Consider the following 26,363-nt stretch of genomic DNA (forward strand, 5'->3'; position numbering starts at 1 on the left):
GGATCAGCGGTGCAGGTTTTCGGCGGCCTGTGGCGATTGCGCAGGGCGGGTGCGTCAGCTTCGTTCGCCGTAGTGGTCGCCGATTGCCTTCCGATCCGAGACGCCGGAGGCAGAAAGAAAACACCATTGGAACGCGCATCGCGCGGCGTCTACAGGCCCAAGACCGGTTCAGGCAGAACCCGCATGCAGACAGCGGCAAAAAACAGACCACTGCCCGACAGCACGAACACATGCCAGATCGTGTTGTGATACGGGATCCAGTTCAGCAGATAGAACGCAACGCCGGCCGTGTAGACCAGCCCACCCGCGATCATCAGGATCACGACCGCCGAGGGCAGATCGGCCAGAACACCCTGGCCTGCCCACACGATGGCCCATCCCATCATCAGGTAAAGCGCCAGCCCGAACCACCGGAACCTGTGCGGAGCGATCATCTTCAGGGCCGAACCCAGCGTGGCCGACGACCACAGACCAAACAGCAAGCCCGGCGCCTGCCCGCCGGACAACAGCAGGAACGGCGTATAGGTTCCGGCGATCTTGACGTAGATCCCCGAGTGGTCGAGACGCCGCAGAACATCGGTCCATTCCGGGCTCTGGCTCATGTTGTAGAGCGCTGAAAAACTCAGCATCAAGACAAGCGTCACGCCGTAGATCAACGCGCCCCAGACCGCGGCGGGCTCGGGTCCGGACTGCACGGTCTGGCCGACCAGGATCGGTACCGCGACCAATGCCGCACCAACGCCCAGTACATGAACCACCCCGTCGCTGACGCGTTCGGACCGGCTGTAGGTCGGGCGAATTTCGGCAAAGGATTTCATCCCCACCAGGATAGGCCAGCGCTCGGCCCCGGGCAAGCCGGGTGTCGATGACCTTCGGGTGTCGGGCCTCTATGAGGGTTGATCGTCCGCCTTCGGGTCCTTGTAGCGGTTGAGGTCCAGAACGCCGGACTGAACCGGCGCTTGCCGTGCCAACATCTCGTGCAGGCGGTCGCTGAGCCTCCAGAAGTCGGAGCTTGTCCTGCGTATGCCGTAAGTGGCGATGACATTCATATAGTCGCTTTGCGAGCGGATCGCCTTCACGGCAGACACGAAGTCGGGCAACGCGTCGCTGGACACGCGGAAGAAGAAATTGGGATAGCTTCCGATCAGCCCGGGCAACACCGTGATCGTGTCGTCCCGGGGCAGGCGTCGTGCGTGTTCGCGGAACAGAAATGCAACGTTGGAATGGGCCTTGTCATGGACGAGGGAAAAGACCTCGGTCTGGTCTTCGCCATGTTCGACCAGCAAAACCGACAGGTCGGGCAGATATCTGACCCACGGGCCGGTTTGGCTGGACAACTGCCGCAGCAGCGTCGCGCTGGGGTCGCTGGTACAGGCGTCACCCGTGCAGCGATTGATCGGGTCGGTGACCGGCCAGAGCCCGTTCCCGCGGTTCAGCAAGTTCAGCAGAAACTCGGCCTTGGGGTTGTCGGTGCCGAAGGCGATCCCGGTCGGGAAATCGTCATCGAGACGGCGCTGATGCCAATAGGTGTGCAACTCGGCAAGAAATCCCTGATACCAGCCATCATGCATCCGGGTTCGGATTTCGGCCGGCATGAAGGTCAGGAAACTATCTTCGCTCTCCATACGCAGCTCATTCATGTACAGCCGTGTGGCCAGCTGATGCGCGACCCGGCCGAACACGTCATAGCCTGCGACCAGATTGTAATAGATCCTCTCGAACACCGGATAGTCGATCACCCAGGCGGTTTCCGGGATGTCGCCGTGAAACCCGATCATCGCCGAGGCGTTGTCAAAGTGCCGAAACACGGTGATCAATGCCTGTGGATTCGTCCCGCCCCCGTCCCAGATCGCATCATAGCCGAACCCCGTCCGATGCGCCGGGCTGTTGCGATAGCGGGCGTCGCGAAACTGAAGGTATTCCACCTGGTTGCGGTGATAGAGCGACTGTAGATCGCCCAGCACCCCTTCATCGGCCCTGGCGACCGGCAATTCGAGATAGGCCGCGCCCTGGGCAAGATAGCTGGGATCGGTCACCGACAGATCCGCCTCGGGGTCAAGGAAACTGACCCAGAACCGGTCTTCGATCACGTTGACCGCCGTCTGCCCATGACAGACCGGGCCTCGGATGAAGCTGCGCACGAAGAACAGCGCGTCGTCCAACAAAAACTCATAGCGGCTGCGGGCGGGGAGCGCAGCGAAGGTGCTGAACGGGTTGCCGCCCTCTGCATCGCCATAGGGCGGCAGTTTTTCCAGCGACCAGTCGGGTTCAAGAAACAGCTCCCTATAACGGTCCATACGCCGGGACCCGAACGGATAAACGAGGTGTTCCTTGTGCACGATGGTCTCGGTCACAAGTTGCAGCCGATAGTAGAACGGCCTTGCGCCGGGGTCGTCGAAGGGCCGGCGGGACGCGATGACGGAGATCGGCTGCCCCGGCGGCGTCGTGGACCTTACCATCTGAAAGAACCGGCGCGGGTCGTCATCCGGGAAATGCAGGCGCGCCAGGAACAGATGTTCGAACAAGTAGCGGCTGGTCAACCGGCTACGGAGATCGTCGGCGTTCAGAAAGGCCTCCCACCTATCGACCTTCGCCTGGACCGAAGCTGGCATATCCGCTGCTTCCGGATCGAGTGTCCCGCCGGCCCGCGCCCATTCGCGCAACAGGGTGAACTCGTCATCCGACAACCGCGCGGCAGCGTAGGGCATTCCGGCCAAGGGGTGTTTGCGCCGAAACGCATCGAATTCCTGCGGCGACGGGCAGACCAGTTCGCGGTTGATCGAAAGACCCAGCTCCTGCGGAACGGGCTCTCCCTCGGGCAGCGGCGCGGCGTGGCCCAGATCCAGAAAGCGTTCCAACAGGCTGAGTTGCCCGGGCTTTTGCCCCGGATCTCTGGTTGCGGGGTGGAACCCCAGCGCGCGCCAGTCCGGCACGGTCCGGGCGTCGAGCCCAAGCCGCGTGGGCGGCGCATCTGTCAGCCGGTCGGTGTCGTAGACCACCTGCTTGGTCCCGCCGCGCGCCACGCCTTCGGGCGCGGTCAGCTTCAATTGGCAGGGCGCGTCATAGCAGCTGTGGCAGACGACGCATCGTCGGTTCAGCAGGTCTCTGACCTGTACGGTGCCCGTCACGCCCGTCTCGACGGTGTTCTGGGCGCAGGCACCCATTGGGATGATCAACCCAGCCAAAACGATCAGTGCAAGGCCGGCTACCGTCATTCGGAATTGAAAAAATCCGCTGCGCTGCATGGCTGGACTCTGCCCGATCAAGGAATTGAAACGTCAGCGCAGTCTGATCCGCCCAAACCTGCGTGTCGAGACATTTTCGGCCGCACTGACCGATTGCTTGATTGACACCGCAGAACCCCGCATGATCAGGCATGGACAGCACGGTCGAGACATGGCTGCACGATCTGGGCCTGGACCAGTATGCCGATGCGTTTGCACAGAACGACGTCGATGAACGGGTGCTGCCCTTGCTGTCCGACGCTGACCTGCGCGAACTGGGTGTCAGCCTTGGGCACCGGAAGCTCATACTGGCGGCGGCGCGGGATTTGGGCGGCACGCCGGACGGGTCGCCGCACCCTGCCATCCCTTTGCCCGAAGCGGCGGGGACCGTATCCGACCAAGCTGACCTTGCGGCTGCCGAGCGCCGGCACCTGACCGTGTTCTTTGCCGATCTTGTCGGCTCGACCGAACTGACCAACCGGATTGACCCGGAAGACATGCGGACCCTGCTGCAGCGCTATCAGGACGCCGTCGCCGGGGCCGTCAGCCGGTATGGCGGCTATGTCGCCAAATATCTGGGTGACGGGTTGCTTGTCTTTTTCGGTTGGCCGCGCGCCTACGAGGATCACGCGATCCGCGCGGTCAAAGCAGGCCAGGAGTCGGTGGCGCGGGTCAAGGCGCTGCAAACCCCGGACGGGACACCGCTGTCGGTTCGGATCGGCATCGCCAGCGGCGACGTGGTCGTCGGTGACGCGATCGGCAAAAACACCTATGAGGAAGGGGCGATGACCGGGCCGGTCTTGAACCTGGCCGCCCGCATCCAGGAACGAGCGCCGCCGAACGCCGTGGTCGTCCCGCAGGAGGACGCCACGACGGCGTTGCAGGGCGTATTCGAATTCGCCGAACTGGGGCAGGTTCCGCTCAAGGGGTTCGATGCACCGCGGAGTTTGATGCAAGTCTTGGCGGAACGCAGCGCCGAGAGCCGCTTTCGCGCCGTGCATGACGGTGCGGCCCAAAACAGGTTGATCGGGCGCGAGACGGAAAAGGACATCCTGCTGCAGTCGTGGCGGCAGGCGCAGGATGGCGCGGGCCAGGTGATCCTGCTGGGCGGCGAGGCCGGTATGGGCAAGTCCCGGCTGGTCGAGGCGTTTCTTGCGGACCCCAACGTGGCGGAACACGCCGACATCATCCGCCTGAACTGCTCGCCTTACCTGACCAGCAGCCCGTTTCACCCGGTCGCGGCACGGATTTCGCAGGATGCGGGCGTTGGGCACGATTTTGACGACGACAGGGTTCAGTAGCATGTGCGCGGGATGCTATCCCGGCGTCAGGGTCTGAAACTCGAGCAGGTGCTCCCGGTATTTGCGGCCCTGGTTGCGCCGCACAGCGCGCTGGCCCAAACGGTTCTGAACCTTTCGCCGCAAGAGCAGCGTGATCTGACGATTCAGACGCTGATCACCACGGTCAGGGCGCGAGCGTCAAATCGTCCCGTCATCATTTTCGTCGAGGACGCCCATTGGATCGATGCCTCGACCTTGGCCCTTCTCGAGCGGTTCAAATCGATCTGTGTCGACCTGCCGTTGCTGATGGTTATCACTCATCGCCCCGAATGGGAAATGCGGACCGGCGCCGGCGATACCCATGTCCAGACATTGCAGTTGCGTCGCTTCGGGCCTGCCCAGGTCGGCGACCTGATCGAATCGTTGACCGGCCGCCCGACCGACCCCGAAATGGTGGCCAGCATCATCGAGAAAACCGACGGAATCCCGCTGTTCGTCGAGGAATTGACCCGAACGATCACCCAGACGGGCGATCTGCGCAATGTGCCCTCGTCGCTCAAGGGCACGTTGATGGCTCGGCTCGATGCGGTGTCGCCCGGCGCCAAACAGGTCGCCTTGGCCGCCTCGGTGATCGGGCGCGAGTTCGAGCCAGACCTGCTGCTGGAAATCATGTCCCTGGGCCCGGAGGACCTGCACACGCATCTCGATGAGTTGAGCCGCGCCGGTCTGATTTTTGAAAGTGGCCACCGCAAGGGGCATTTCGTATTTCGCCACGCGCTGATCCGCGACACGGCCTATCAATCCATGCTCAGCACCACACGCAAGGTCCAGCACGCCCAGGTGGCCCGAGCGCTGACCCTGCACCGCGCCGCTGACATCGAGCGCCGCCCGGAACCCGTCGCCCGGCACCTGACCGAGGCCGAGGATTGGGCCGCTGCCTTTGAACGGTGGCGCGCGGCCACCGAAATGGCCTTGGGCAGATCGGCCAGCCAAGAGGCCTTGGCCAACGCGGCTGAAGCGCTGAAGGCCGCGGGCCAGTTGGGCTCTGACGACAGCCGCGAGGTGATTGTTGCTACTTCACTGCTGGGGCGTGCCCATGACAGCGCCGGGCAATTGCCCGAGGGGATTGCGCTGCTGCAACAAGCCATGGATGCGGCGCGGCGCACCGGCCGGGATGCGCTGGCCGCGGATATCACGAACCAGTTTGCGGATACCTGCATGATGGCCGGCCGGAATCATGAAAAGGCGATCTCGCTCTGCCTCGAGGCGCTGGAAAAACTGCCCGAGCAAGACGAGGCGCGCCGCTGCAGCCTCATGGGACAGATCTCCAAAGCCTGCATGTTCATTGGCCGCCTTGCCGAAGGTGCGGAATATGGTCAACGATGCATGGACTTGGCCGCGCGGCTGGGCGACCACAAATCGCAGTTTCACGTCATGATGACCCGCTATGGTGCGCCGTTCATCGCCCGGCAGGGCGACGACCGCTGGAACTGGCGGGAAAATCTGGAGGCGATGCACGCGACGGCGGAAAAACTGGGCAGCATCGACCAGGGGCGCGACCGCACGCTCAGCTTGTTCGTCGGCGCCGAGATGGCTGACCGTGCGTTGGTCGACAGCTCGCTGGACCTGTTGACCGAGATTTCGAGCAAGGACATGCATCTGCAACTTTATTGGGTGCAGATTCATGCCCGGGCCATGGTGGACATCTTGGACGGTCGGTTCGACCGGGCCGAAGCCTATGCGACCGAGGCGTTGAAGATCGGCCGCCAGACTCACGGTGCCCATGTCGAGGGCGTGTATGGCGTTCAGATGTTCACGATCCGTCGGGAACAGAACCGCCTTCACGAAGTGGCGCCCGTCGTCAAACGCCTGATGTCCGACAACCCGGAAGATGTCGCTTGGAAGCCCGGCTTTGGCCTGATCGCCGCCGAGCTTGGCTATTCCGAGGCGGCTGAACGCATCCTCGATGAGTTGTCCGAAACCGGCTTCGAGCTGCCGGAGGATGCGATGTATTCGACCACTCTGGGCTATCTCGCCGATATCTGCGTAGCGGTCGAACGGCGCGACCTCGCCGAGATCATCTATCAGAAACTGTTGCCCTTTCGCGATCTGACCATCACCGCCGGGGCAACTACCGTCTGCACCGGCGCCGCTGCACGACGGCTGGGCGCGCTGGCGGCGCTTTTGGGCGAATGGGACACTGCCGAGAGTCTGTTCGACACCGCGATGGCCGTCGATACAGCGATGGCCGCTCCACCCTGGATCGCCCATAGCCAAGCCGCCCGAGCCCGAGCATTGCGCCGCCGAGGTCGCCCTCAGGACCTTAGCATTGCCTTGGAGCTCGAGGTGGCAGCGTTGGCAACCGCGCGAGAATTGGCTATGGTTTCCTTGGCGTCAAGACTTGAGGGAGCAGCGTCCTAGTTTTCAGAAAGTGTGTACCGGGGGGTGCCATGCCAAGATATATCATTGAACGAAATTTTGCCGAACAGCTTGATCTGGGAGACGACGACAAGATCAAGATCAAGGAAATCAACGATGAAGAGGGGATCGAGTGGATATTCTCGTTCCTCAGTGCCGACAAGCGCAAGACCTATTGCCTGTACGAAGCCCCGGACGAGGAAAGTCTGCGCAAGGCGGCGAAGCGCCTGAACATTCCTGCTGACGTCATCACGCCGGTTGACCGTGTCGACCCAGGCCTTTTCGCCTGACGTAGCATCCGATCTCAGTTGCGCCCGACGCCGGCAACAGGCGAAAGGGCACCCGCCGAGGCAGACAAGCAAGGATCCTGTCCACCTGATCTGGAGGACCGATCATGTTTGACCTGATAACGCTGAACGGCAGCACCAAATCCGTGGACCAAGACGCGCTTGACGCTTTGGACGCGGCGCTACGCGGCTCCGTCTTCCTACCCGGAAGCCCGGAATACGATGACGCCCGGACCACTTGGAACAGCATTGTCGACCGCAAACCCGGCTTTGTGATCCGGGCGCTCGGCGCCAGCGATGTGCAAAAGGCCATCAATTTCGTGCGCGAGGCGGGGCTGATCATGTCCGTCCGCTCGGGCGGACATCAGATTGCCGGGCATGCGGTGGCCGATGATGCGGTGATGCTGGATTTGTCGCAGATGAAATCGGTGCATGTCGACCCGAAGGCGCGCACCGCGCGTGTGGCGCCAGGCGCGGTACTGGGTGACGTAGACCGAGAGACGCAGGCTCACGGGTTGGTGGTTCCGACCGGCATCAACTCAACCACCGGGATCGCCGGGTTGACCTTGGGCGGCGGCTTTGGCTGGACCACGCGCAAGTTCGGCATGACCATCGACAACCTGATCTCGGCCGAGGTGGTGCTGGCCGATGGCGCGATCGTGACCGCGTCGGAAAGCAGCCACCCGGACCTGTTCTGGGCCATCCGTGGGGGCGGTGGCAATTTCGGCGTGGTTACCTCGTTCGAGTTCCGCCTGCATCCGCTGGGGCCGCAAGTCCTGTCCGGCCTTGTGATCCACCCGCTTGAACAGGGTCCCTCCCTGTTGCCCGAATACGCCCGGATCGCCGACACCGCCCCTGACGAGCTGACGGTCTGGACGGTGATGCGCAAGGCCCCGCCCTTGCCCTTCCTGCCCGAAGACTGGCACGGGCGCGAGGTGCTGATCTTTGCCGCCTGTTATGCCGGGCCCATCGAAGACGGAGAAGCCGCGATGGAGCCGCTGCGCGCCCTCGGAGACCCGATCGTGGACGTGATCGCGCCGCACGCCTTCGTCGACTGGCAGGCCGCGTTCGACCCTCTGCTGACCCCCGGCGCGCGCAACTATTGGAAAAGCCACGATTTTGATGCCTTGCCCACGGATGCGGTCGCAGGGCTGCTCGACAGTATCTCGACCTTGCCGGACCCGGCTTGTGAAGTGTTCATCGCCCACGTCGGCGGCGCGATGGCACGGGTCGAGGCTGCGGCGACAGCCTATCCCCAACGCTCGGCCCATTTCATCATGAACGTGCACACCCGTTGGGAAGACCCAGCCAATGACGATGCCTGCATTGCTTGGGCGCGGGCGCTGTATGACCGCATGGTGCCGTATGCAACCGGCAGTGCCTATGTCAATTTCATGCCCGCGGATGAGGCCGCCGCCCTGTCATCGGCCTATGGTGCGAACGCGGCCCAATTGTCCCGGATCAAAGGCAGGTACGACCCCGGCAACCTGTTCCGGGTGAACCACAACATTCCACCCGCGTGACGGCTTGAACTTCTTGCGGTGTTTGGCATAGACCGCGACCAACTGGACAGGGTCGGCGGGCAACACTACCGTGGGCCCGACATTCCCAACAGGAGACCCAGATCCATGTCCAAGATGCTTTCGATCGCGGCCGCAACCCTTGCGTTCACCGCAACTTCGGCCCTTGCGGATGGGCATTGCGCCGCGGGCAAGACCCTGACCGAGGGCAAGTTCACCGTGGCCACCGGAAACCCGGCCTATTACCCTTGGGTGATGGATGACGCGCCCGAGTCCGGCCAAGGCTTTGAAGCCGCCGTCGCCTATGCCGTGGCCGAGGAAATGGGCTTTGCCGCTGATGACGTGGTTTGGGTCCGGTCGTCCTTTGACGAGGCGATCCAACCCGGCGCCAAGAACTTCGACGTGAACATCCAGCAATACTCGATCACGCCCGAGCGCGATCAGGTCGTCGATTTCTCGGCCCCTTACTACACCGCGCCGATGGCGGTTCTGGTCAGCGCAAACGCCGTTGACACCCCGCCCACGCTCGAGGCGCTGAAGGGCCTGCAATGGGGCGCGGTCGGCTCGACCACAGCGGTGCCGAAACTGGCCAACGTAATCCAGCCAAATGCCGATCCGCTGCTCTATGGCGACAATGCCGATGTGAACGCGGCCATGACCGCGAACCAGATCGACGCCGCGCTGTTCGACCTGCCCACTGCCCTGTTCCTGAGCGCGGTGATGATCGAAGGGTCCAAGGTGATCGGCCAGTTCCCTGCCGATCAAGGCGACAACCCCGATCAGTTCGGCATGTTGATGGAGGAAGGCAACCCGCTAAAATCCTGCGTGGATTCGGCCATCGCCGCGCTGACCGAAAGCGGCAAGCTGGCCGAGATAGAGGCCAAGTGGCTGCAGGACACGACGGGCGTTCCGCTGATCAAGTGACATGACACAGAACAGAACGGCGGGTCCGACCCGCCGCGAACTTTTTGAGGCGCAGCAGCGGCGGCGATCGATCCGGATCGCCGCGACCAGCACCGTTCTGGTCGTGTTGGCGCTGATCGTGCTGGTGCCGCTGGCACCGGGCTGGGCCAAGGTCCAGCAGAGCTTTTTCAACGGCGAGGTTCTGGTCAAGACCTTCCCGAAGCTGCTCGAGGCCTTTAAGATCAACGTGATGATCTTTGCTTGGTCGGCGCCCGCGATCGCGGTGCTGGGGCTACTGATCGCGCTGGCCCGCGACACCAAATCGCCCGCTCTGTTCCCGTTGCGTATCTTCGGCGCGGCCTTCACCGACATATTCCGCGGCGTGCCTGTGATCCTGACCGTCTATCTGATCGGCTTCGGCATTCCCGGGCTGGGTCTGGCCCGGCCGTGGAACTCGCCCTATATCTGGGGATCGCTGGCGCTGATCCTGACCTATTCGGCTTATGTGGCCGAGATTTTCCGCTCGGGCATCGACAGCGTACACCACAGCCAGCGCGCCGCCGCCCTGTCGCTGGGCCTGACCGAAGGCCAGGTGATGCGCGACGTGGTGCTGCCACAAGCCGTCCGCAACGTCGTGCCCTCGCAGATGAACATGTTGATCGCGCTGCAAAAGGACGTGTCGCTTCTCAGTTTCATCGGCCCGGTCGAGATCTTCCGCCAGGCCGGCGTGTTCAAATCGCTGCTGGCCAATTTCACGCCTTATGTGGGCGCGGCGATCATTTTCCTGATCGTGACCATCCCGGCGACGCGCTATGCCGACCACCTGATGGCCCGGCAGATGCGGGAGCGGCGCTGATGGCGAAACTGAACTTGCGCAACGTCGTCAAACGCTTTGGCGACCGCACCGTCTGCGACGGCATCGACCTGACCGTGGACGAGGGGCAGATGGTCTGCCTGATCGGCGCTTCGGGGGCGGGCAAATCCACCGTTCTGCGCTGTATCAACCTGCTCGAGCCGATCGAGGATGGTGAGATCCTGCTGGACGGGGTCGACATCTCGGTGCCCGGGCTGGATCCGCAATCGGTGCGCGCCCGCATCGGCATCGTGTTCCAGAGCTTCAACCTGTTCCCGCACATGACGGCGCTGGACAACGTGATGTTGGCGCCGCGTCGCGTGCGCGGCCGCACGCGCGCCGAACTGCTGCCCCAGATCGAAGAGATGTTCGAACGCTTCGGGCTGGCCGACCGGATGCACAACTATCCCGACCAACTATCTGGCGGGCAGCAGCAGCGCGTCGCGATCGTGCGCGCCCTGGCAATGCAGCCCGAGGTGATGCTGTTCGACGAGATCACCTCGGCCCTGGATCCGCAATTGGTGGGTGAGGTTCTGGACGTGCTGCTGATGCTCAAACAGCAGGGCATGACGATGGTGATGGCCACGCACGAGATGGGCTTTGCCCGGCAGGCCGCCGACAAGGTGTGTTTCCTTCAGAACGGCCGCATTGTCGAGGAAGGTCCGCCCGAGCAGCTGTTCGACCACCCGCAGCAAGACGCCACACGGCAATTTCTGGCGCGCGCGCTCAAGTAAACGCCGGCGCCGGTTCAAAAATTGAACATTGCACGGGCCGGACGCCAACTTCGTGCTAGAGTCCACCGAACTGCCATATGCTGCTGGAGGTTCGGAATGCGTCTTTCAACCCTGTCTGCCGTGTGCGTTGCTGCCGGTCTTACCCTCAGCAACATGGCTTTGGCCCAACAGGTCGCTGACACGATCTATACCGGTGGTCCGATTCTGACGATCGATGACGCCCGGCCCACGGTACAGGCGGTCGCGGTCAAGGATGGGCGGATCATCGCAGCAGGTGAACTGGCCGAGATGCGCAGCCATCAGGGCGACGACACGACGATCTTTGATCTGGACGGGCGCGCAATGTTGCCCGGCTTTGTCGACAGCCACGGTCACGTGGTCATGGGCGGTTTGCAAGCCTTGTCGGCGAACCTGCTGGCACCACCGGATGGCACGGTCACCGACATTGACAGCCTGCAGGCGGCGTTGTCCGCGTGGGCCGAGGCCAATAGCGACACGGTCGAAGCGATGGGGATGATCATCGGCTTCGGCTATGACAACGCGCAACTGGCCGAGCTGCGCCACCCCACCCGTTCCGAACTGGACGCGGTATCGCGCGACGTTCCGATCATGATCATCCACCAATCCGGCCATCTAGGGGTCGGCAATTCCAAAGCGCTCGAATTGGCCGGGATCACCGCAGAAACCGAGAACCCGCCCGGAGGCGTGATCCGAAAGGACGATGCCGGCCAGCCAAATGGCGTGCTGGAGGAATACGCATTCTTCGGCGCCTTGGTGCCCCTGCTTGGCAGTGTCGGCGAAGACGGACTGCAGACTTTTGCGCGCGCCGGCAGCCGGATGTGGGCGCGCTTTGGCTACACCACCGCGCAAGAGGGGCGCTCCTCGGGTGCAGCAGTTCAGGCCCTGCGCCGGGTGGCCGCGGACGGCGACCTTCCGATCGACGTGGTGGCCTTTCCCGACGTTCTGGAATCGCGCGATTTCATCGCATCGGACGCGTCGCGCACCTATGCCGACCGGGTGCGAGTCGGCGGGTGCAAGCTGACAATCGACGGCTCGCCGCAAGGATTTACCGCGCTGCGGGATCGGCCCTACTACGATCCGGTCGGGGATTACCCGCCCGGCTATGCCGGCTACGCCGCCATCACGCGCGAGCAGTTGCAGGATTCGGTGAACTGGTGTTTTGAGAACGGTCTCCAGATCCTGACCCACTCCAATGGCGAGGGGGCCACGGACATGCTGATCGCCGCCATTGACGAGGCGCGGTTGACCTATGGCGATCCGGGCAATCGGCCTGTTCTGGTGCATGGTCAGTTCCTGCGCGAGGATCAGGTGGCCAGCCTCAAACGATTGGGCGTGTTCCCATCGCTGTTTCCGATGCACACCTTCTACTGGGGCGACTGGCACCGCGACCACACGGTCGGGCCGGTCAATTCCGACAACATCTCGCCCACCGGCTGGGTGACCGAGCGCGGCATGATGTTCGGTACGCATCACGACGCGCCTGTGGCATTTCCAGACAGCATGCGGGTCTTGGCAGCGACGGTTACCCGGCGCACCCGGTCGGGCGACATCCTGGGCCCGCATCAACGGGTCGATGTGATGACGGCGCTCAAGGCGATGACGATCTGGCCGGCATGGCAACACTTCGAAGAAGACCAGAAGGGCTCGATTGAGGTGGGCAAACTGGCCGATTTCGTGATCCTTTCGGACGACCCGACCGCGGTCGACCCCGAAACGCTGGCCCAGCTTCGTGTGGTGACCACCATCAAAGAGGATGCGGTGATCTTCGACGCCGAAACAACGGTCAAAGAGGGGCGACTGGACCGTCGCCCCCTTGCCCCCGACCCGGTGACGGCACATCTGCTGCTGCATGCGCTGTATCAGGGCATGGATGTCGAACGGCCTTGGCTGGCGGACTTCACGCAGCCCTCGACCGAATGAATCGGCTTTCCGAGGTGGGGCAATAGAGATACCGTCGCCACATGGTGCTTTTTCTGAGCCTTGTTGCGGCAATCGCCGGTCTGGTGGCCTGGTATTTCTGGTCGAAGTCCAGGGCCAGGGCCGCGCTGCTGCAAACACCGCTGAGCGATGAAGAGCGGCGGACCATCCACGCGACGGTGCCGATCCTTGAGCGGCTGCCTGCCAAGCTGCGCGCCACTTTGGAAGGCAAGATAAACCTGTTCCTGAACCAGGTCGATTTCATCGGCTGCGACGGGCTTGAGGTCACGGACGAAATGCGCCTGTCGATTGCCGCACAAGCCTGCCTTCTGGTCGTCAACTCGGACCAATGGTACGACAATCTGACGACGGTCCTGATCTATCCCAACGCTTTCAAGTCTCGCCAACAGCGGCACAGCGGCTATGTCGTGACCGAACAAGAGATCATCCGTACCGGCGAAAGCTGGGATCGGGGGCCGGTGATCCTGTCCTGGGCGCACAGCCGGCAGGGCGCGGCAAACGATCATGACGGGCACAACGTCGTGTTCCACGAATTTGCCCATCAGTTGGATGACTTGTCCGGCGGCACCAACGGCGTGCCCGTACTGGCCAAAGAGCAGAGCTATGCCGGGTGGGCGCGTGTTTTTTTGGCGGCCTTCGACGCGCATGTGCAAGCGGTCGAGACGGGCCGGCGCACAGTGATCGACCCCTATGGTGCCACCGGACACGAAGAGTTCTTTGCCGTCACGGTCGAGCTGTTCTTTGAGCGGCCCAAGGCCTTGAAGCAGGTCGAACCGGCATTTTATTCGGAATTGCGCAAGTTCTTTCGCGTTGATCCTGCAAACTGGTCGTAGGATCGCCGGCCCAGATGTCTCGGAATGCGGCGATCAGCCGGAAAAGGCGCGGCGTTCATCCGATTGCGTGGTCTTCAGCGCGCGGGTCAAGCAGATTGCGCCCATGCCAACCAGGACAAAGCAAGTTCCGGCGAGCATATAAACCAACAGTGCGGTCAGAACCGAATACCCGGACAACAGGGCGGCCACGGCCAGACCAAGGCTGAATATCATTGCCAATCCGACGATCCCCAACACTGTCCCAGTCCCTCCGGTCATGAATCGCGACCCGGTTGTGAGAGGACCAAGATGCCCACCACTCAAGCCGCAATTCGATTACGGTTTCAAATCATGGCAAAAGTTTGAACTGCCAAGGGTTAAAATTTGGTTAGCGGTTGCCTGTCTGCACCGATCCCACCACGCGAATCCATGAACTGTTGCGATATGGTACGGTGTGCGCTACATGCCGGATCAAGTGTTGCAACGGCAAGGCGTGAGGTGCAAATCGGTTCATTTGTGCAAGGTTTTGCCGATGGTCAACGCGCCGGGTGTCAGGCTTGGTCGACCTGCGACAGCAGCAGAACCCCTGCCATGACCAACCCGATGCCGGCGATTTTCTGAAGGCTCAGCGTTTCCGAAAACAGGACGTAGCCGACGACAAGAATACCAACCATCGCCAACCCCGTGACGGCCGGATAGGCGATGCTCAACTCGATCCCGCGGATGGCGACGATGAAACTGCCCAGCAGAAGCAGCCCGCTGGCCAGCCCGGCCCACGCCCAAGGAGATGCCACCAAGGCGCGGATGTCAAACGGACCGGACAGCTGTTGAACGGCCAGTTTGAATGACACGTTGGTGCAGATGTTCGCGCAAACCGCAAGCAGCAAAGAAGACCAGTAGAGTGACATGTTCCTTCTCCTCGGTTGTCGGGTCCGTCACAGGCTGAGGTACTTGGCAGCCAGCGTGACCACCACGAAGGCTGCGCCGACCATCAGGCTGATGCGGTCGCGCAGCGCGAACAGAACCGGGTCGTCGGCCACCCGCCCGCGCCGCGCCCCGACCCAGATCCGGTTGCCCCAGTACAGCAGCAGAAGGCACAGCAGCCACAAGATTTCGGGGGTCCGGTAGATGGTCTGGACCTCGGGGCTGTTGATGTACAGCGCCAGAATGACCACCGCCGCGGTGATGTTTGCGACGCCCAGGCTGAACATCGTCTCGCTGTCGGCATGCGAATAGTCCCGGCCATGCACGGTGCTGTCATCGGCGGGGGCCGCGGCCACTTCGACATAGCGTTTCAGATAGCCCAGGCTGACAAAGATGAACATCGAGAAGGCCAGAAACCAGGACGACAGGACGATACCGGTGGCGGCTGAGCCCGCGATCACCCGCAATGTGTACAATGAAGCCAACACCATAACGTCCGCCGTGGCGATCTGCTTGACCCAAAAGGAATAGGCCATGGTGATGGCAAGGTAGGCGATCAGCACCAGGGTGAAATTGACCGGAAGGAAAAAGACCGACAGTCCGAAGGCGACGATCGGCAGGGCGATGGCCCCGACCACGCCCGCCCGCAGCGAAAGGTCGCCCGAGGGCAGGGGACGGAACTGCTTGCTGGTATGCTGGCGGTCGGCCTGCAGATCGACAAGATCGTTCAGGAAATACACGCCCGATGCACAGAGGCTGAAGCAGATGAAGGCCAGCAGCGACGCCAGCACGCTCTCGATCGGCAGGTGCTGCTGTGACGTGAACAGAGGCGCAAAGATCAACGCGTTCTTGGCATATTGATGCGGACGCATCGATTTTAGGAATGCTCTCCAGCCGGGTGGCCGCGAGTTGACGACCATTTCGGCTTTGTCCGCCGCCCGTGCTGCATCCACATCCCGTGCCGGTGCATTCACCAAGATTTCGGTCTTGGCTGCGGCCCAGATCGGACGGTCCGCTGCGGTGTCACCTGCGTAGGTGAAGGGATCCTGTCCGGCCATATTCCGGATCGCGGCCAGTTTTCTGGCGCCTTTCAGGTTGTGCGTTGCGTCGGTGGCCAGGACAGTATCGAAAAGGCCCAGATGCTCGGCCACCGGTTCGGCAAAGGCCTTCGGCGCGGCCGTCGCCAGAACCAGCTGCCGGCCCTGGGCCTTTTGTTGCTTCAAATACGCCAACAGCGCCGTTTCGTAGGGCAGACCGGCCGGGTCGATCCGAACCTGCTGCGCGATGCGGGATTTGGCATAGGCGATGCCGCGAAACAGCCAGAGCACCAGCACAAATATGTTCAACGGGTTCTTCGTCAGAAACTGAACGATGGCCTCGACAAAAAGATCGGTCCTGACCAGCGTGCCATCCAGGTCGACGAAGATTCTTGCGGGCTTTTCACTCATCAACGGGTTCTTCTTTCGGTCCGGGCATCCTTGAAAGCGAACCTTGCCGACCTGCCGGACCTTCGCCCGGCAGGGCCGCCACACGCGGTCTCAAAGCTTCACCAGGCGGCCACCGGCCACCTCAATTCCTTTCTTTGCAAAGACGTTGCGCGTGTCGAATATCATCGCGGCTTCGCGCGCCACCAGCGCATAGTCGGGCGCGCTGTGGTCGGTAATCACCGCCACCGCGCCATAGCTTTTCAGGTTTTCCGCCGTCAGAGGCATCGATTCCCGCCCGGCCAGATCCGGGTACTCGCCCCCTTCCGGCAGGCTGGGGAAGAACGGATCATGGTAATCGACCCGCGCGCCCAGCTTCTCCAGCTCTTGCAGCAGCACCAGCGCGGGGCTGCGGCGGGTATCCTCGACGTCGCGCTTGTAGGCGATGCCCATCAGCAGGATGCGTTGGCCGGCCAGAGGTTGGTCGGTGTCGGCCCCATCCGGCGCCAGCCGGTCGGCCATCCGGCGGGCCAGCGCGCTTGGCACGGCATCGTTGCTGGACCGGGCCAGGTTGATGATCGGCGTGTCGGATCCGGCATCGGCCGCGCGCCAGGCCAGATAGGCCGGCGAGACCGGGATGCAGGCGCCGCCGATCCCCGGACCGGGATAGAAGGGCATGAACCCGAAGGGCTTGGTGGCGGCGGCGTCGATCACTTCCCATACATCCACGCCCATTGCGTCCAATGCGGTCTTGAGTTCGTTCACGAGCGCGATGTTCACCGTCCGAAAGCTGTTTTCCACCAGCTTGACTGCCTCGGCGGTGGCGGCCGAACTGACCGGAACCGCGCGTGTCACAATGGCGCGATAGAACTCCTCGATCAGTTGCAGCGACAGCGGATCGTCGGCGCCGACAACCTTGGGAATGTTGTGGGTGTCGAACTTGTCATTGCCGGGGTCTTCGCGCTCGGGCGAGAAGCCCAGAAAGAAATCGACCCCCGCGCGCAGGCCGTCCGCTTCTAGCAGCGGCTGCACCAGCGTCGTGGTAGCGCCCGGCCAGACGCTGCTTTCCAATACCACCAGCTGTCCGGGCCGCAGATGCTGCGCGATGGTCTCGGCGGCGGCTGCGACAAAGCGCATGTCCGGGTCCTGGCTGTCGGTCAGCGGCGTGGGGACGCAGATCAGGATGATGTCGGCCTCGGTCAGCGCTGCCGCGTCCTGCGTTGCCCGGAACCGTCCGCTGTCCACGGCTTTGGCGATTCGGTCTGGTGCGAGGTACGAGATGACCTGCGCACCTTGATTGATCCGCGCGACCCGCTGCGGGTTCAGGTCGATTCCGGTGGTGTCAAAGCCTTTGTCATGGGCGGTCAGCGCCAGAGGCAGGCCGACATAGCCCAGCCCGACCACGGCGACCCGCGCCTCGCGCGCGGCGATGCGCTGTCTGAGGGCCTGGTGATGTGAGGTTTCGAGATTCATGATGTACCCTGATCATACAAACTGGAACTGAAATCAATTGCCGTCTTGGACCTAAACAAACCGCCCTCAACCACCGATACGGAGGATCGGGGCCGAATCCAATAAAATAGTCTCGCCCGGGCAGGGCGCAGATTGAATGTTTCCAAATAGGGCGCAATGGCACCTATTGCCGTGGACTGTACTGTGGCAGCTTGCGCAGTCGGACGATGCTGCAATTTTCCTATTTCCCACCCAGCGCCCGCTGAAACGACTGTTCGGCCATGGCCGCGCCCTTGTCCCACCCGAACCCTGACGCCCGGGCCAGCGCCTTGTTCGACAGGTCGTGTCGCAGGCCCGGATCGGACAGCAGGCGGATGGCCTGGTCTGCCAGCGCCCGGCTGGATGTCGGGTCGAAATACAGCCCGCCATCGCCGACCACCTCGGGCAGGCTGCCGCGATCCGAGGACAGGACGGGCGTTCCGCAGGACATCGCCTCGAGCGCGGGCAAGCCGAAACCCTCCCACAGCGAGGGAAATACCAGCGCGTCGGCGGCGTTCAGCAAGGCGGCCAGTTGGGTGTCGTCGATCTCTCCGGTAAACAGGATGTTTTCGGAACACGCGGCATTCGCGGCTGCACTGGCCTTGAGGTCTGCGACGTTGTCCCAGAACCGGGCCCCGGTCGTGCGCCCGACGATGGCCAACCGCGTGTCGGGAAACGTGGCGACGATGCGCGGCATCGCCTCGATCAGGCGCAGCACGTTCTTGTGCCGGTTGAACCCGCCTACATAGACCAGAAGCGGCGCGTCCGGCGGGATGCCATGGCTTTGCCGGACACGGTCCAGCTGCGACTGGTCCTGGGCGGGGGCAAAGATCGGCTCGGCCCCTTCGGTGATCGTGTCGATCTTGCCGCGCGGAATGCGCAGGATGGCCGCCAGGTCGGTTGCCGAAGCCTCGGAGATCGTCATCACCCGCGTCGCCTGTTTTTTGGCCAGCCAGCATTTGGCCTGCCACAGGCGGAAGTTCAGCTTTCGGGGAAAGATCAGGTCGGGAAACCGCTCGGGGATCGTGTCGTGAAAGCACACCACGCTGGGTCGCCGCGCAAGCAGGGGAAAATAGGAATAGACCGCCGGATAGAAGAACAGGTCGCACTGAATCTGCCTGGCGGCCCGCGCCATCGTCATCAGGTCGGCGCCTTTGCGGGCCCGCGCGCCTGAAGAGGCCTCGGACATCGAAGCCCCGGACCCGGCGACCCGTATCTCGACCCCGTCCGGCACCACACGCGTGGGGGGGTGATCGAACAGCAGCGTGTACCGGTACCCCGTGTCCCGGCTGACCAGCGCGTGGATCAGGTTGCGGGTGAAGCGGCCAAACCCGCGTTCGTTTTCCCACGATGTTGCGTCAACGGCGATATGTGTCAAAACCCAGAAACCTCGAAACAAGAAACACTGAAAAAAACCGTCAATTACGGGGCGCCGTGGCGCGATTGAAGATAGGTGCGTGTGGCGTCGAGCCCGGCGGGCAAATCGTATTCAGGCCGATAGCCCAGGCGCGCGCGGGCGAGGTCGATCCGGCAGACCCCATGTGCCGCGAACAGTTCGAGCATGGCGTGGTCGGGAAAGACCTCGGCCGGACCGGGCAAGCGGCGCTTCAACTCGTGAACCATGGTTTCGAACTTCTCGCGACCGATCAGGCTGCGGGCGGCGGCGCTGACGCGCGCGGCCAGAGCTGGCCGGTCGGGCGGGGCGTCCTCCGATGGCGCGGGCAGCCGGGCCTGCAGCGCGGCCAGTGGGGAATGGCGCACCTGACCCCGCCCGATGATCCGGGCATAGCCAAGCAGCAGGTCCGACCAGGCGAAAGGTGCCGCGCCGGAAATGATGAAACGCTCGCGGTCCAGATCCGGCAGGATCGCCGCGCGCAACAGAGCCTGCACCAGATCATCGACGAATACCCCGTTGCAGACACCTTCGGGATCGGGCAGGACCACCGTTCCACGCGCCAGCCAGTCGGCCAGCTGGTCGGTCCACATCCGGCTGTGCGGGCCATAGACCAGCGTCGGCTGCAGGATCGCCGCGGGGCAGTTCCCTTGCATCAAGGTCTGCTCCATGGCCTGCTTGGCCTGCCGATAGGCCGACCCGCCCGGCCTTTGCATGGGGCTGTTTTCATCCAGATCCTGATGTGGCCAGCCGTCATGCACGACGATCGAGCTGACATGGACGATCCGGCCGACGCCCGCGGTTTCGGCGGCGGATCTGAGCACCTCGAAATCCGCAAGGTTTTGGGTTGCGGGCGCGCGCATGTCATAGGCCAGGTGAAACAGCACCTGTTGGCCGCGCAAGGCGGCCTGCATCAGAGGTCGGTCAGACAGGGCGCCCACCTCGACCCGGACCCCGAGCGCGGCAAGATCGCGCGTGCCGTGCCGGGTTCTGAGCAAAGCGGTGACGTTTGCCCCGGCCTGGGTCAGCTGTTCCAGCAGCCGCCGACCGACGAACCCCGTGGCACCGGTGACAAAGACTGGGCGGCCAGCAAGGTCCTGCCATTGGGCTTGGTTCCCGGTGTGGGTCCGATCCGTCAAAACTCGATCCAAAGCAACATGTTGTCCGAGGTCAGCCTAGCGCAACGCGCTGGCCTGTGCTACTGCGCAGGAAAGGAATGTTGGATTGGAGCGCGGGTTTTGCGCCGGGCCACCGCCGGATCCGCGATTGAAGGACCGAGCACCCTAAGGTGCCGTTCCCAAGGTTGATTGTCGTGTGCGCCGGACCGGTTCGGTCGGGCGAAAGTATTGAGTGAAGGAGTTGTTTCATGCGTATCGGGGTTGTCGGCGGGGCCGGGAAAATCGGGAAATTGCGGGTCGAGACCATCCAGGAGTGCCCGGACACGACGCTGGCGGCCGTCATGGATCTGTCGGAAGAGGGTGCCCGGGCCGTAGCCGGCGGGGCGCCGGTCTTCACCGACCTGGACCGGTTTCTGGACACCGATATGGATGCCGTCGTGGTCTCGACACCGCCGCACCTGCACGAGGCCCCCTGCCTGGGCGCGCTTGCGCGGGGGCGGCATGTGCTGGTCGAGAAACCGATGGCCAACTCGGTCGAGACCTGCCGCCGGATCCTGAAGGCGGCCGCAGCCGCGAACCGGGTCGTCGCGACCGGGTTCAACATGCGGTATTACCCGGCCTTCGCCTATGTAAAGGACGCCGTGACCAGCGGCCAGATCGGAACGCTGACCCATGTGCGGGCCTTCGGCGGCCATGACGGGCTAGCCCATTTCGCCCACGATTGGGAATACCGGACCCCGCTGGCGGGCGGCGGCGCGATGTGGGACATCGGGATTCACCTGACCGACCTGGTGCGGCATCTGCTGGGCGAGGTTACGTCGGTCTATGGCGTGGCTAGCGAGTCCGTCTGGAACTTGGCGGGGTCCGAGGACAATGCCATGGCGATCTTCCGCAATCCCGACGGGCTGGCCGCGATCTATCAGGCCACATGGGATGAATGGCGTGGATACGACTTTGTCATCGAGGCACATGGAACCCACGGGCTGGTGCGCGGGGCCTATGCGCCGATGAAGAACGTGCTGGTGACCCTGCCGGAACCGGGCGGAAAACCGGTCACGACCACCCGGCACTATTTCGACATCGCGGTCCGGGAAAAGCTGCGGTCGTGGAAATCGACGGCCAAGTTATCCTTCGCCGAGGAACTAAGGGATTTTCTGAAACTGTGCGACGGGGACCTGAGCGTCCGGATTGCCGACGGGAATGCCGGTCTGCGCGCGATCGAGATCGCCTTGGCGGTGGCCGAGAGCAGCCGCACCAACGTGCCGGTCGAGTTGCCCCGCTTGCTGCCCGAGCGTCCTTGACCGGGATCAGGCGTGGTCGGGTTCCGGCCCCTGCACATAGCCTGCAAGCTCGCCCAACGCCCACATCGTGACGATCAGAAAGATCAGGGGGGATGCTTTCCAGAAGTCGCGCAGATGTATCCGTTTCTTCCGCTGGGTTGAATAGTGCCGCGCAAACAGAACGAAGGGCAGCAAGGGGGTCACAGCGGCGCGAAAGACACGCTTGGCGGCCGAAATCTCGCCGGAATGTATCCGCGCGTATTTTCGCCCCCAATGAAACCACTCGACCGCCAGCAGATGTGTCGGGATGCGTGGCCGGAATTGCGTTGTGCGGGGGTGTTCTGACAGGACCAGCTTGTGACCAGCCGCCTGTAATGCCGCGTGGATCGAGGGTTCGTAGAACCGCTCTTTGTAGAGGGCCTGCAATTCACGCAGGGTATCGGCCCGGTAGCAGACGTTTGTTGCCGACAGAAAATCGGCCTCGGAGGTCGGGATCGGCGGCATGTAGCGGCTGAAGTCACAGATGTGAACCGCCCAATTCCACGCCGTGTCGTGGCCGTTGTCCACGCATCCCCCCACTGCGGCCGCGCCGGTTTGCCGTTGCAGGTCGATGGCGGAGGCCACCCAGTCTTCCCGCGGGATGCCCCGGTCTTCGACCATGCCGATCAACCGGCCGCGCGCGGCCTTGACGCCCTCGGCGCGGCGAATGTCCCAGAACCGGTGCAGTTCGAGCGCGTTGCGCGGCACCTGGCCCCGGGCGACCACGCCCAGATCCAGAAACCGGAACTCGGGGAAATCGGTCTGCAGGTCGGCGGCTTCGCGCGATAGCTGGTCGTAGGGAATGATGACTTCGAACTGATGCGTGCCTGACTGGTTCCGCAGTGCGTTCAGACAGTTGCGCAGCGCAGCGCCTCCATCGACGATGGCGACGATCACGGACAATTCGGGTCGGGTCGGATCGGACATCGGCCGCTATCCCGCTAGCGGACCTTGGACAGGGACTGTCCGGCCCCGAACCAGTAACCCGAAATCTCACCCGCCCCCCAGGACAGCGCAAAAGGCACCAGAAGCGGCAGCGACCGAAGCAGCTGTGGCACATGCCTCTTCTTGGACAGGATGTTGCGGACCACCCGCGCAAAGACGACCGGCGGTAGGGCAAAGGCCAAACAACCCATCAGAGCGCGTTTCGTCGCGGGTTCGCCGCGGACCCGCGCCCCGGCGAAGCTTTTGGAGTAGAGATATCGCTGTGCCATATACAGCCCGAAGGTGTAGTGCATCTTGTGGCCGGCGACGATGTCGTTGCGCATGACCAGTTTCGCGCCTGCTTGGCGCATGTAATCATGTAGATGGTTTTCCCATTTGCCGTCGTCCAGCACCGCGTCGCATTTGCTCAGCACGTCGCGTCGATACACGGTGTTGTTGCCGGGCAGCCAATCACACGGTCCGTCGGCCAGCGGCGGCAGGACCGCGCTGTATTCACACAGGAACGCCGCCCAATCGATCAGCGAGTCGGTCGCCTCGTTGTCGACCGGCCCGGCAACCGCATCCGCGCCGGCGGCGATCTCTTCCAGCATCCGGGCGGTCCAATCCGGCGGGACGATGACGTGATCCTCGATCACGCCGACCGCATCCGCCGAGGCCGTCCGGATGCCAACTGCCCGCATCTGCGGGATCGTGGCTTCGGCGCCCACCGAGATGACATGAACGTCGGGAAATTCGGCCTGGACCTTCTGGGCAAAGCCGCAGCCCAGACGCTCGACCGCCAGGACCTCGGGTCTAGGGCCGGTCTGGTTGCGCAGCGCGGTCATGCAGCCTTGAAAATCGGAATAGGAATTGACGCAGGGTATGACGACCGAAATCTGATGTGGTTTCATGACTAAATCTCCAATCCTGATCGTAATGCAAAACCGGTCGTCTGCGCGCCCATAATCCGAAATATTGAATTTGAACGTGCTTGAACACAGCGATCAAAGGTCGGCTGGCCAACTGTCAAAAAAATTTGCCCATTGATTCAAAGGTGACCGGATTGTGGCATCAGTGGCAACAGTCCTGATTTGGGCTTCGCGGGCGAAACCGGCTTGGCCAATCCGTGCGGGGGCATGGATTTGGCCATCCGCCCTGATCTGACCCAGTCTGGGCCGCTGCGTTTTCAGCGGCCAGTCGTACAAAGGGCGCTGATATGCGTGGCGTCGCACAAGTGCTCTTGTTACACCTTCACTACCGAATGCAGTTGGAATGAACCATGCAGACAGAACCCGGAACGGATGTCCGCCAGCCCCTGCGCATCGCGCAGATGTGTACCGATTTCGGAATGGGTGGAATAGCACGCCATGCGCTGGACCTGAGCACTTGGCTGACGGGTCGCGGGCATGAAATCTATCTGGCCGGCAGCCCCGGAAACTGGGCGAACGAACAACTGAGCGATCGATTTCTGTCGGTTCCGACGCGCGGTGTTGCGGCGGATGGCGGGTCGGTTCTGCGGCGACTGTCAAACGCGGGGCGGGGCGCGCAGTCGCTGCGTCGCTGGTTGCGCGAGGCGAACGTCGACGTGATCCATGCGCATGAATCCGCTCCGGCCCTGGTGGCATTGCTGGCGCGGATGGGTCTGAACATTCCACTGGTCGTGACCTATCACGGCTCGGACCCCGACCGGATCAGGGGGTTCGGCGCCATTGCGCGCCATGCCGACCTGATCGTCACGCCCAGCCACCGCGCCGCCGAGGACCTTGTGGCGATCGGGGGTATTTCCAAGGGCAAGCTGCGGGTGATCGGCCTCGGGATCAAGCCGCCCCCCGTAGACCTGCCGGAAGACGTGGCCGCGTTGCGTGACCACCTGTTGCGCGGGGGCACGCGCCTGGTCGTGACCATCGCCCGGGTGGCGCATCAGAAAGGGATCGACATTCTGATCGAGTGTGTGGCGCGCCTGAAGGGCAGCCATCCCGAATACCGCTTCGTCGTGGTCGGCGATGGGCCGCTGGATCGCGAGATGCAGGCGTTGGCCACGGATCGCGGCCTGGACGGGTATCTGCAGTTCGTGGGGCGGACGGATGTTCCGTACCGGTATCTGCGGGCGGCGGATCTGATGCTTTTGACCTCGCGGTGGGAGGCCCTTCCGATCTCGATTGCCGAGTCGCTGCAGACCGGCACACCGATCGTCGCGACGGATTGTTCCGGGGTGCACGAACTGGTCGACGACACGGTCGGGGCCTGCGTTCCCATCGGTGATGTCGCGGCGATCATACAGGCGGTGACAGAGGTGCTGGAAGATGATGCGAAACGCGCGGCCATGGCGGCAAACGCGTTTCAGAGATCGAAAGCGTCCCGCTTTGACCCCGACCATATCAACCGGCAGATCGAAAGCCTGTATCTTGGGCTGCAGGAGCGGTAGGCCCGGTCGGTGGCGACTTGTGCCTTTCGATCGGGGCGGGGATCGTGTTTCATGCCCCGAAGGTGTTGGTTCTTGAGTATTGTGACATGCGTTCGTTGAAAATCCTGATGTTCACTACCTTCTATCCGCCCTATTCCTTCGGTGGCGACGCGGTGGGCATCCAGCGCATGGCACGGGCGCTTGTCGCGCGCGGGCATGACGTGACCGTGGTGCATGACGAGGACAGCTATCTGATCCTCGGCGGCAAGCCCCAACCCGAAGGCGACCCGGACGGAGTGCGCCGGATCGGACTGCGCAGTCGCTATGGCATGCTGTCGAACCTTCTGACCCAGCAGACCGGCCGCCCGGTGGTGCACGCGGGCCGCATTCGTCAGATTCTGGACCAGCAGCAGCCGGATATCATCTGGCACAACAACACCTCGCTCATCGGAGGGCCGGGCCTGTTGCCGATGGGATCGGGCCTGAAGATCTATGAGGCGCATGAACACTGGCTGGTGTGTCCTACCCATGTCCTGTGGCGCCATGGGCGTGAGCTGTGCGACAAACGCCAGTGCCTGCGCTGTGTCCTCAGTTACAGGCGCCCACCACAGCTGTGGCGGTATACCGGGGCGCTGGACCGCGCCTTGGATCACATGGACCTGATCGTCGCAAAAAGCGAATTCAGCCGCGCCAAGCATCGCGAATTCGGGCTGCGCCACGATATGCAGGTGCTGCCGTATTTCCTGCCCGACCTGGACCCATCGGCGCTGCCCGAACCGGCCGTGCATGACCGCCCTTATTTTCTGTTCGTCGGTCGCCTGGAAAAGATCAAGGGCTTGCAGGACGTGTTCCCTGCCTTTGACCGATACCCCGATGCCGACCTGCTGATCCTGGGCGACGGCGACTATGCGCCCGAGCTGAAACGACAGGCCGCGGGCAACCCGCGGATCCGGTTCCTGGGCCGCAAGACGCTGGATGAGCTCAATGCCTATTACCGGGGGGCGATCGGTCTGATCGTGCCCTCGGTGTGCTATGAAACCTTCGGCATCATCCTGATCGAGAGCTTCCGACTGGGAACGCCGGTGATTGCCCGGCGTCTGGGCCCCTTTCCTGAAATCGTCGAGCGGGCAGGAGGTGGGGCGCTGTTCGACACGCAAGAGGATCTGATCGCTGCCATGCGTGAACTGCAGCACGAGCCGGGGCGGCGCGACAGTCAGGGCCGTGCCGCGCGCGCCGCGTTTCTGGAAATCTGGCACGAAGACAAGGTTCTGGCCGCCTATGGTGCCGCACTGGCCCGCGCCGCGTACGGCAAGGGCGACCGGGTGCTGGCCGCTGCGCTCGAGGCCGGAGCATTTGAGACCGGCGCGCAGGCCTGA

22 protein-coding genes are annotated in these 26,363 nt (G+C 63.1%); 12 read left to right on the forward strand and 10 right to left on the reverse strand.

Annotated elements, in window-relative coordinates; genetic code table 11:
- Positions 1 to 149: 149 nt before the first annotated feature.
- Both trhA and AC2FMN_RS01440 read right to left on the reverse strand, forming a co-directional pair.
- Positions 150 to 818, reverse strand: coding sequence for a PAQR family membrane homeostasis protein TrhA (gene trhA, locus AC2FMN_RS01435; protein WP_496685594.1), 669 nt, complete (start codon positions 816 to 818; stop codon positions 150 to 152).
- A 69-nt stretch (positions 819 to 887) separates the two neighbouring features.
- Positions 888 to 3,215 carry a fatty acid cis/trans isomerase gene (locus AC2FMN_RS01440; protein ID WP_496685596.1) on the reverse strand — a complete coding sequence of 776 codons (2,328 nt, stop codon included), beginning with the start codon at positions 3,213 to 3,215 and terminating at the stop codon, positions 888 to 890.
- A 161-nt stretch (positions 3,216 to 3,376) separates the two neighbouring features.
- Between AC2FMN_RS01440 and AC2FMN_RS01445 the strand changes: the two genes are divergently transcribed.
- The 9 genes from AC2FMN_RS01445 (at position 3,377) to AC2FMN_RS01485 (ending at position 14,011) form a co-directional block, all read left to right on the forward strand.
- Positions 3,377 to 4,525, forward strand: coding sequence for an adenylate/guanylate cyclase domain-containing protein (locus AC2FMN_RS01445; RefSeq protein WP_496685597.1), 1,149 nt, complete (start codon positions 3,377 to 3,379; stop codon positions 4,523 to 4,525).
- A 12-nt stretch (positions 4,526 to 4,537) separates the two neighbouring features.
- Positions 4,538 to 6,925, forward strand: coding sequence for an ATP-binding protein (locus AC2FMN_RS01450; RefSeq protein WP_496685599.1), 2,388 nt, complete (start codon positions 4,538 to 4,540; stop codon positions 6,923 to 6,925).
- Positions 6,926 to 6,954: 29 nt separating this feature from the next.
- Positions 6,955 to 7,212, forward strand: coding sequence for a DUF4242 domain-containing protein (locus AC2FMN_RS01455; protein ID WP_496683117.1), 258 nt, complete (start codon positions 6,955 to 6,957; stop codon positions 7,210 to 7,212).
- Positions 7,213 to 7,316: 104 nt separating this feature from the next.
- Positions 7,317 to 8,732 (forward strand): FAD-binding oxidoreductase, encoded by a 1,416-nt coding sequence (locus AC2FMN_RS01460; protein ID WP_496683119.1) that lies wholly within the window; start codon positions 7,317 to 7,319, stop codon positions 8,730 to 8,732.
- A 105-nt stretch (positions 8,733 to 8,837) separates the two neighbouring features.
- Positions 8,838 to 9,653: an ABC transporter substrate-binding protein gene (locus tag AC2FMN_RS01465; protein WP_496685602.1), complete on the forward strand. Its 816-nt coding sequence runs from the start codon at positions 8,838 to 8,840 to the stop codon at positions 9,651 to 9,653.
- Position 9,654: 1 nt separating this feature from the next.
- Positions 9,655 to 10,488, forward strand: coding sequence for an amino acid ABC transporter permease (locus tag AC2FMN_RS01470; protein ID WP_496685604.1), 834 nt, complete (start codon positions 9,655 to 9,657; stop codon positions 10,486 to 10,488).
- Positions 10,488 to 11,219 (forward strand): amino acid ABC transporter ATP-binding protein, encoded by a 732-nt coding sequence (locus tag AC2FMN_RS01475; RefSeq protein ID WP_496683126.1) that lies wholly within the window; start codon positions 10,488 to 10,490, stop codon positions 11,217 to 11,219. The genes AC2FMN_RS01470 and AC2FMN_RS01475 overlap by 1 nt, the downstream gene beginning before the upstream one ends.
- A 96-nt stretch (positions 11,220 to 11,315) precedes the next feature.
- On the forward strand, positions 11,316 to 13,160 hold the full coding sequence (locus AC2FMN_RS01480) for an amidohydrolase (protein WP_496685607.1): 1,845 nt from the start codon (positions 11,316 to 11,318) through the stop codon (positions 13,158 to 13,160).
- Positions 13,161 to 13,201: 41 nt separating this feature from the next.
- Positions 13,202 to 14,011, forward strand: a complete 810-nt coding sequence (locus tag AC2FMN_RS01485) for a M90 family metallopeptidase (protein WP_496685610.1) — start codon at positions 13,202 to 13,204, stop codon at positions 14,009 to 14,011.
- 33 nt (positions 14,012 to 14,044) lie between these two features.
- Here the strand turns inward: AC2FMN_RS01485 and AC2FMN_RS01490 are convergent, their stop codons facing one another.
- The 6 genes from AC2FMN_RS01490 to AC2FMN_RS01515 form a co-directional block, all read right to left on the reverse strand.
- Positions 14,045 to 14,224 carry a hypothetical protein gene (locus AC2FMN_RS01490; protein ID WP_496685613.1) on the reverse strand — a complete coding sequence of 60 codons (180 nt, stop codon included), beginning with the start codon at positions 14,222 to 14,224 and terminating at the stop codon, positions 14,045 to 14,047.
- 317 nt (positions 14,225 to 14,541) lie between these two features.
- Entirely contained in the window at positions 14,542 to 14,898 is a 357-nt protein-coding gene (locus AC2FMN_RS01495; protein ID WP_496685616.1) for a DMT family transporter, read from the reverse strand.
- Positions 14,899 to 14,925: 27 nt separating this feature from the next.
- Positions 14,926 to 16,362 (reverse strand): UbiA family prenyltransferase, encoded by a 1,437-nt coding sequence (locus tag AC2FMN_RS01500; RefSeq protein ID WP_496683134.1) that lies wholly within the window; start codon positions 16,360 to 16,362, stop codon positions 14,926 to 14,928.
- A gap of 90 nt (positions 16,363 to 16,452) precedes the next feature.
- Positions 16,453 to 17,811 carry a nucleotide sugar dehydrogenase gene (locus tag AC2FMN_RS01505; RefSeq protein ID WP_496685619.1) on the reverse strand — a complete coding sequence of 453 codons (1,359 nt, stop codon included), beginning with the start codon at positions 17,809 to 17,811 and terminating at the stop codon, positions 16,453 to 16,455.
- Between the two features lie 220 nt (positions 17,812 to 18,031).
- Complete coding sequence (locus tag AC2FMN_RS01510) at positions 18,032 to 19,207, reverse strand: glycosyltransferase family 4 protein (protein ID WP_496685621.1); 1,176 nt, start codon at positions 19,205 to 19,207, stop codon at positions 18,032 to 18,034.
- Between the two features lie 44 nt (positions 19,208 to 19,251).
- Positions 19,252 to 20,361 carry an NAD-dependent epimerase/dehydratase family protein gene (locus AC2FMN_RS01515; protein WP_496685623.1) on the reverse strand — a complete coding sequence of 370 codons (1,110 nt, stop codon included), beginning with the start codon at positions 20,359 to 20,361 and terminating at the stop codon, positions 19,252 to 19,254.
- A 227-nt stretch (positions 20,362 to 20,588) separates the two neighbouring features.
- On the opposite strand from AC2FMN_RS01515, the gene AC2FMN_RS01520 reads away from it, so the two are divergent.
- Positions 20,589 to 21,641, forward strand: coding sequence for a Gfo/Idh/MocA family protein (locus AC2FMN_RS01520; protein WP_496685626.1), 1,053 nt, complete (start codon positions 20,589 to 20,591; stop codon positions 21,639 to 21,641).
- 6 nt (positions 21,642 to 21,647) lie between these two features.
- On the opposite strand, the gene AC2FMN_RS01525 is transcribed toward AC2FMN_RS01520, so the two are convergent.
- Positions 21,648 to 22,586: a hypothetical protein gene (locus AC2FMN_RS01525; RefSeq protein ID WP_496685628.1), complete on the reverse strand. Its 939-nt coding sequence runs from the start codon at positions 22,584 to 22,586 to the stop codon at positions 21,648 to 21,650.
- A gap of 14 nt (positions 22,587 to 22,600) precedes the next feature.
- On the reverse strand, positions 22,601 to 23,494 hold the full coding sequence (locus AC2FMN_RS01530; protein WP_496685631.1) for a glycosyltransferase family 2 protein: 894 nt from the start codon (positions 23,492 to 23,494) through the stop codon (positions 22,601 to 22,603).
- Between the two features lie 368 nt (positions 23,495 to 23,862).
- Between AC2FMN_RS01530 and AC2FMN_RS01535 the strand changes: the two genes are divergently transcribed.
- A complete protein-coding gene (locus AC2FMN_RS01535; protein WP_496685632.1) occupies positions 23,863 to 25,008 on the forward strand; it encodes a glycosyltransferase in 1,146 nt (381 codons plus the stop codon).
- Between the two features lie 86 nt (positions 25,009 to 25,094).
- Entirely contained in the window at positions 25,095 to 26,363 is a 1,269-nt protein-coding gene (locus tag AC2FMN_RS01540; protein ID WP_496685635.1) for a glycosyltransferase family 4 protein, read from the forward strand.

This window comes from Ruegeria sp. BHSC037 (assembly GCF_059613045.1).

Bases quoted from the DNA above. Each gene is read 5' to 3' on its own strand.
- AC2FMN_RS01465 (WP_496685602.1), top strand. From the start codon at position 8,838: ATGTCCAAGATGCTTTCGATCGCGGCCGCAACCCTTGCGTTCACCGCA.
- AC2FMN_RS01440 (WP_496685596.1), bottom strand. From the start codon at position 3,215: ATGACGGTAGCCGGCCTTGCACTGATCGTTTTGGCTGGGTTGATCATC.
- AC2FMN_RS01460 (WP_496683119.1), top strand. From the start codon at position 7,317: ATGTTTGACCTGATAACGCTGAACGGCAGCACCAAATCCGTGGACCAA.
- AC2FMN_RS01540 (WP_496685635.1), top strand. From the start codon at position 25,095: ATGCGTTCGTTGAAAATCCTGATGTTCACTACCTTCTATCCGCCCTAT.
- AC2FMN_RS01450 (WP_496685599.1), top strand. From the start codon at position 4,538: ATGCTATCCCGGCGTCAGGGTCTGAAACTCGAGCAGGTGCTCCCGGTA.
- AC2FMN_RS01475 (WP_496683126.1), top strand. From the start codon at position 10,488: ATGGCGAAACTGAACTTGCGCAACGTCGTCAAACGCTTTGGCGACCGC.
- trhA (WP_496685594.1), bottom strand. From the start codon at position 818: ATGAAATCCTTTGCCGAAATTCGCCCGACCTACAGCCGGTCCGAACGC.
- AC2FMN_RS01505 (WP_496685619.1), bottom strand. From the start codon at position 17,811: ATGAATCTCGAAACCTCACATCACCAGGCCCTCAGACAGCGCATCGCC.
- AC2FMN_RS01480 (WP_496685607.1), top strand. From the start codon at position 11,316: ATGCGTCTTTCAACCCTGTCTGCCGTGTGCGTTGCTGCCGGTCTTACC.
- AC2FMN_RS01455 (WP_496683117.1), top strand. From the start codon at position 6,955: ATGCCAAGATATATCATTGAACGAAATTTTGCCGAACAGCTTGATCTG.
- AC2FMN_RS01535 (WP_496685632.1), top strand. From the start codon at position 23,863: ATGCAGACAGAACCCGGAACGGATGTCCGCCAGCCCCTGCGCATCGCG.
- AC2FMN_RS01530 (WP_496685631.1), bottom strand. From the start codon at position 23,494: ATGAAACCACATCAGATTTCGGTCGTCATACCCTGCGTCAATTCCTAT.
- AC2FMN_RS01445 (WP_496685597.1), top strand. From the start codon at position 3,377: ATGGACAGCACGGTCGAGACATGGCTGCACGATCTGGGCCTGGACCAG.
- AC2FMN_RS01495 (WP_496685616.1), bottom strand. From the start codon at position 14,898: ATGTCACTCTACTGGTCTTCTTTGCTGCTTGCGGTTTGCGCGAACATC.
- AC2FMN_RS01485 (WP_496685610.1), top strand. From the start codon at position 13,202: ATGGTGCTTTTTCTGAGCCTTGTTGCGGCAATCGCCGGTCTGGTGGCC.
- AC2FMN_RS01500 (WP_496683134.1), bottom strand. From the start codon at position 16,362: ATGAGTGAAAAGCCCGCAAGAATCTTCGTCGACCTGGATGGCACGCTG.
- AC2FMN_RS01525 (WP_496685628.1), bottom strand. From the start codon at position 22,586: ATGTCCGATCCGACCCGACCCGAATTGTCCGTGATCGTCGCCATCGTC.
- AC2FMN_RS01490 (WP_496685613.1), bottom strand. From the start codon at position 14,224: ATGATATTCAGCCTTGGTCTGGCCGTGGCCGCCCTGTTGTCCGGGTAT.
- AC2FMN_RS01470 (WP_496685604.1), top strand. From the start codon at position 9,655: ATGACACAGAACAGAACGGCGGGTCCGACCCGCCGCGAACTTTTTGAG.
- AC2FMN_RS01520 (WP_496685626.1), top strand. From the start codon at position 20,589: ATGCGTATCGGGGTTGTCGGCGGGGCCGGGAAAATCGGGAAATTGCGG.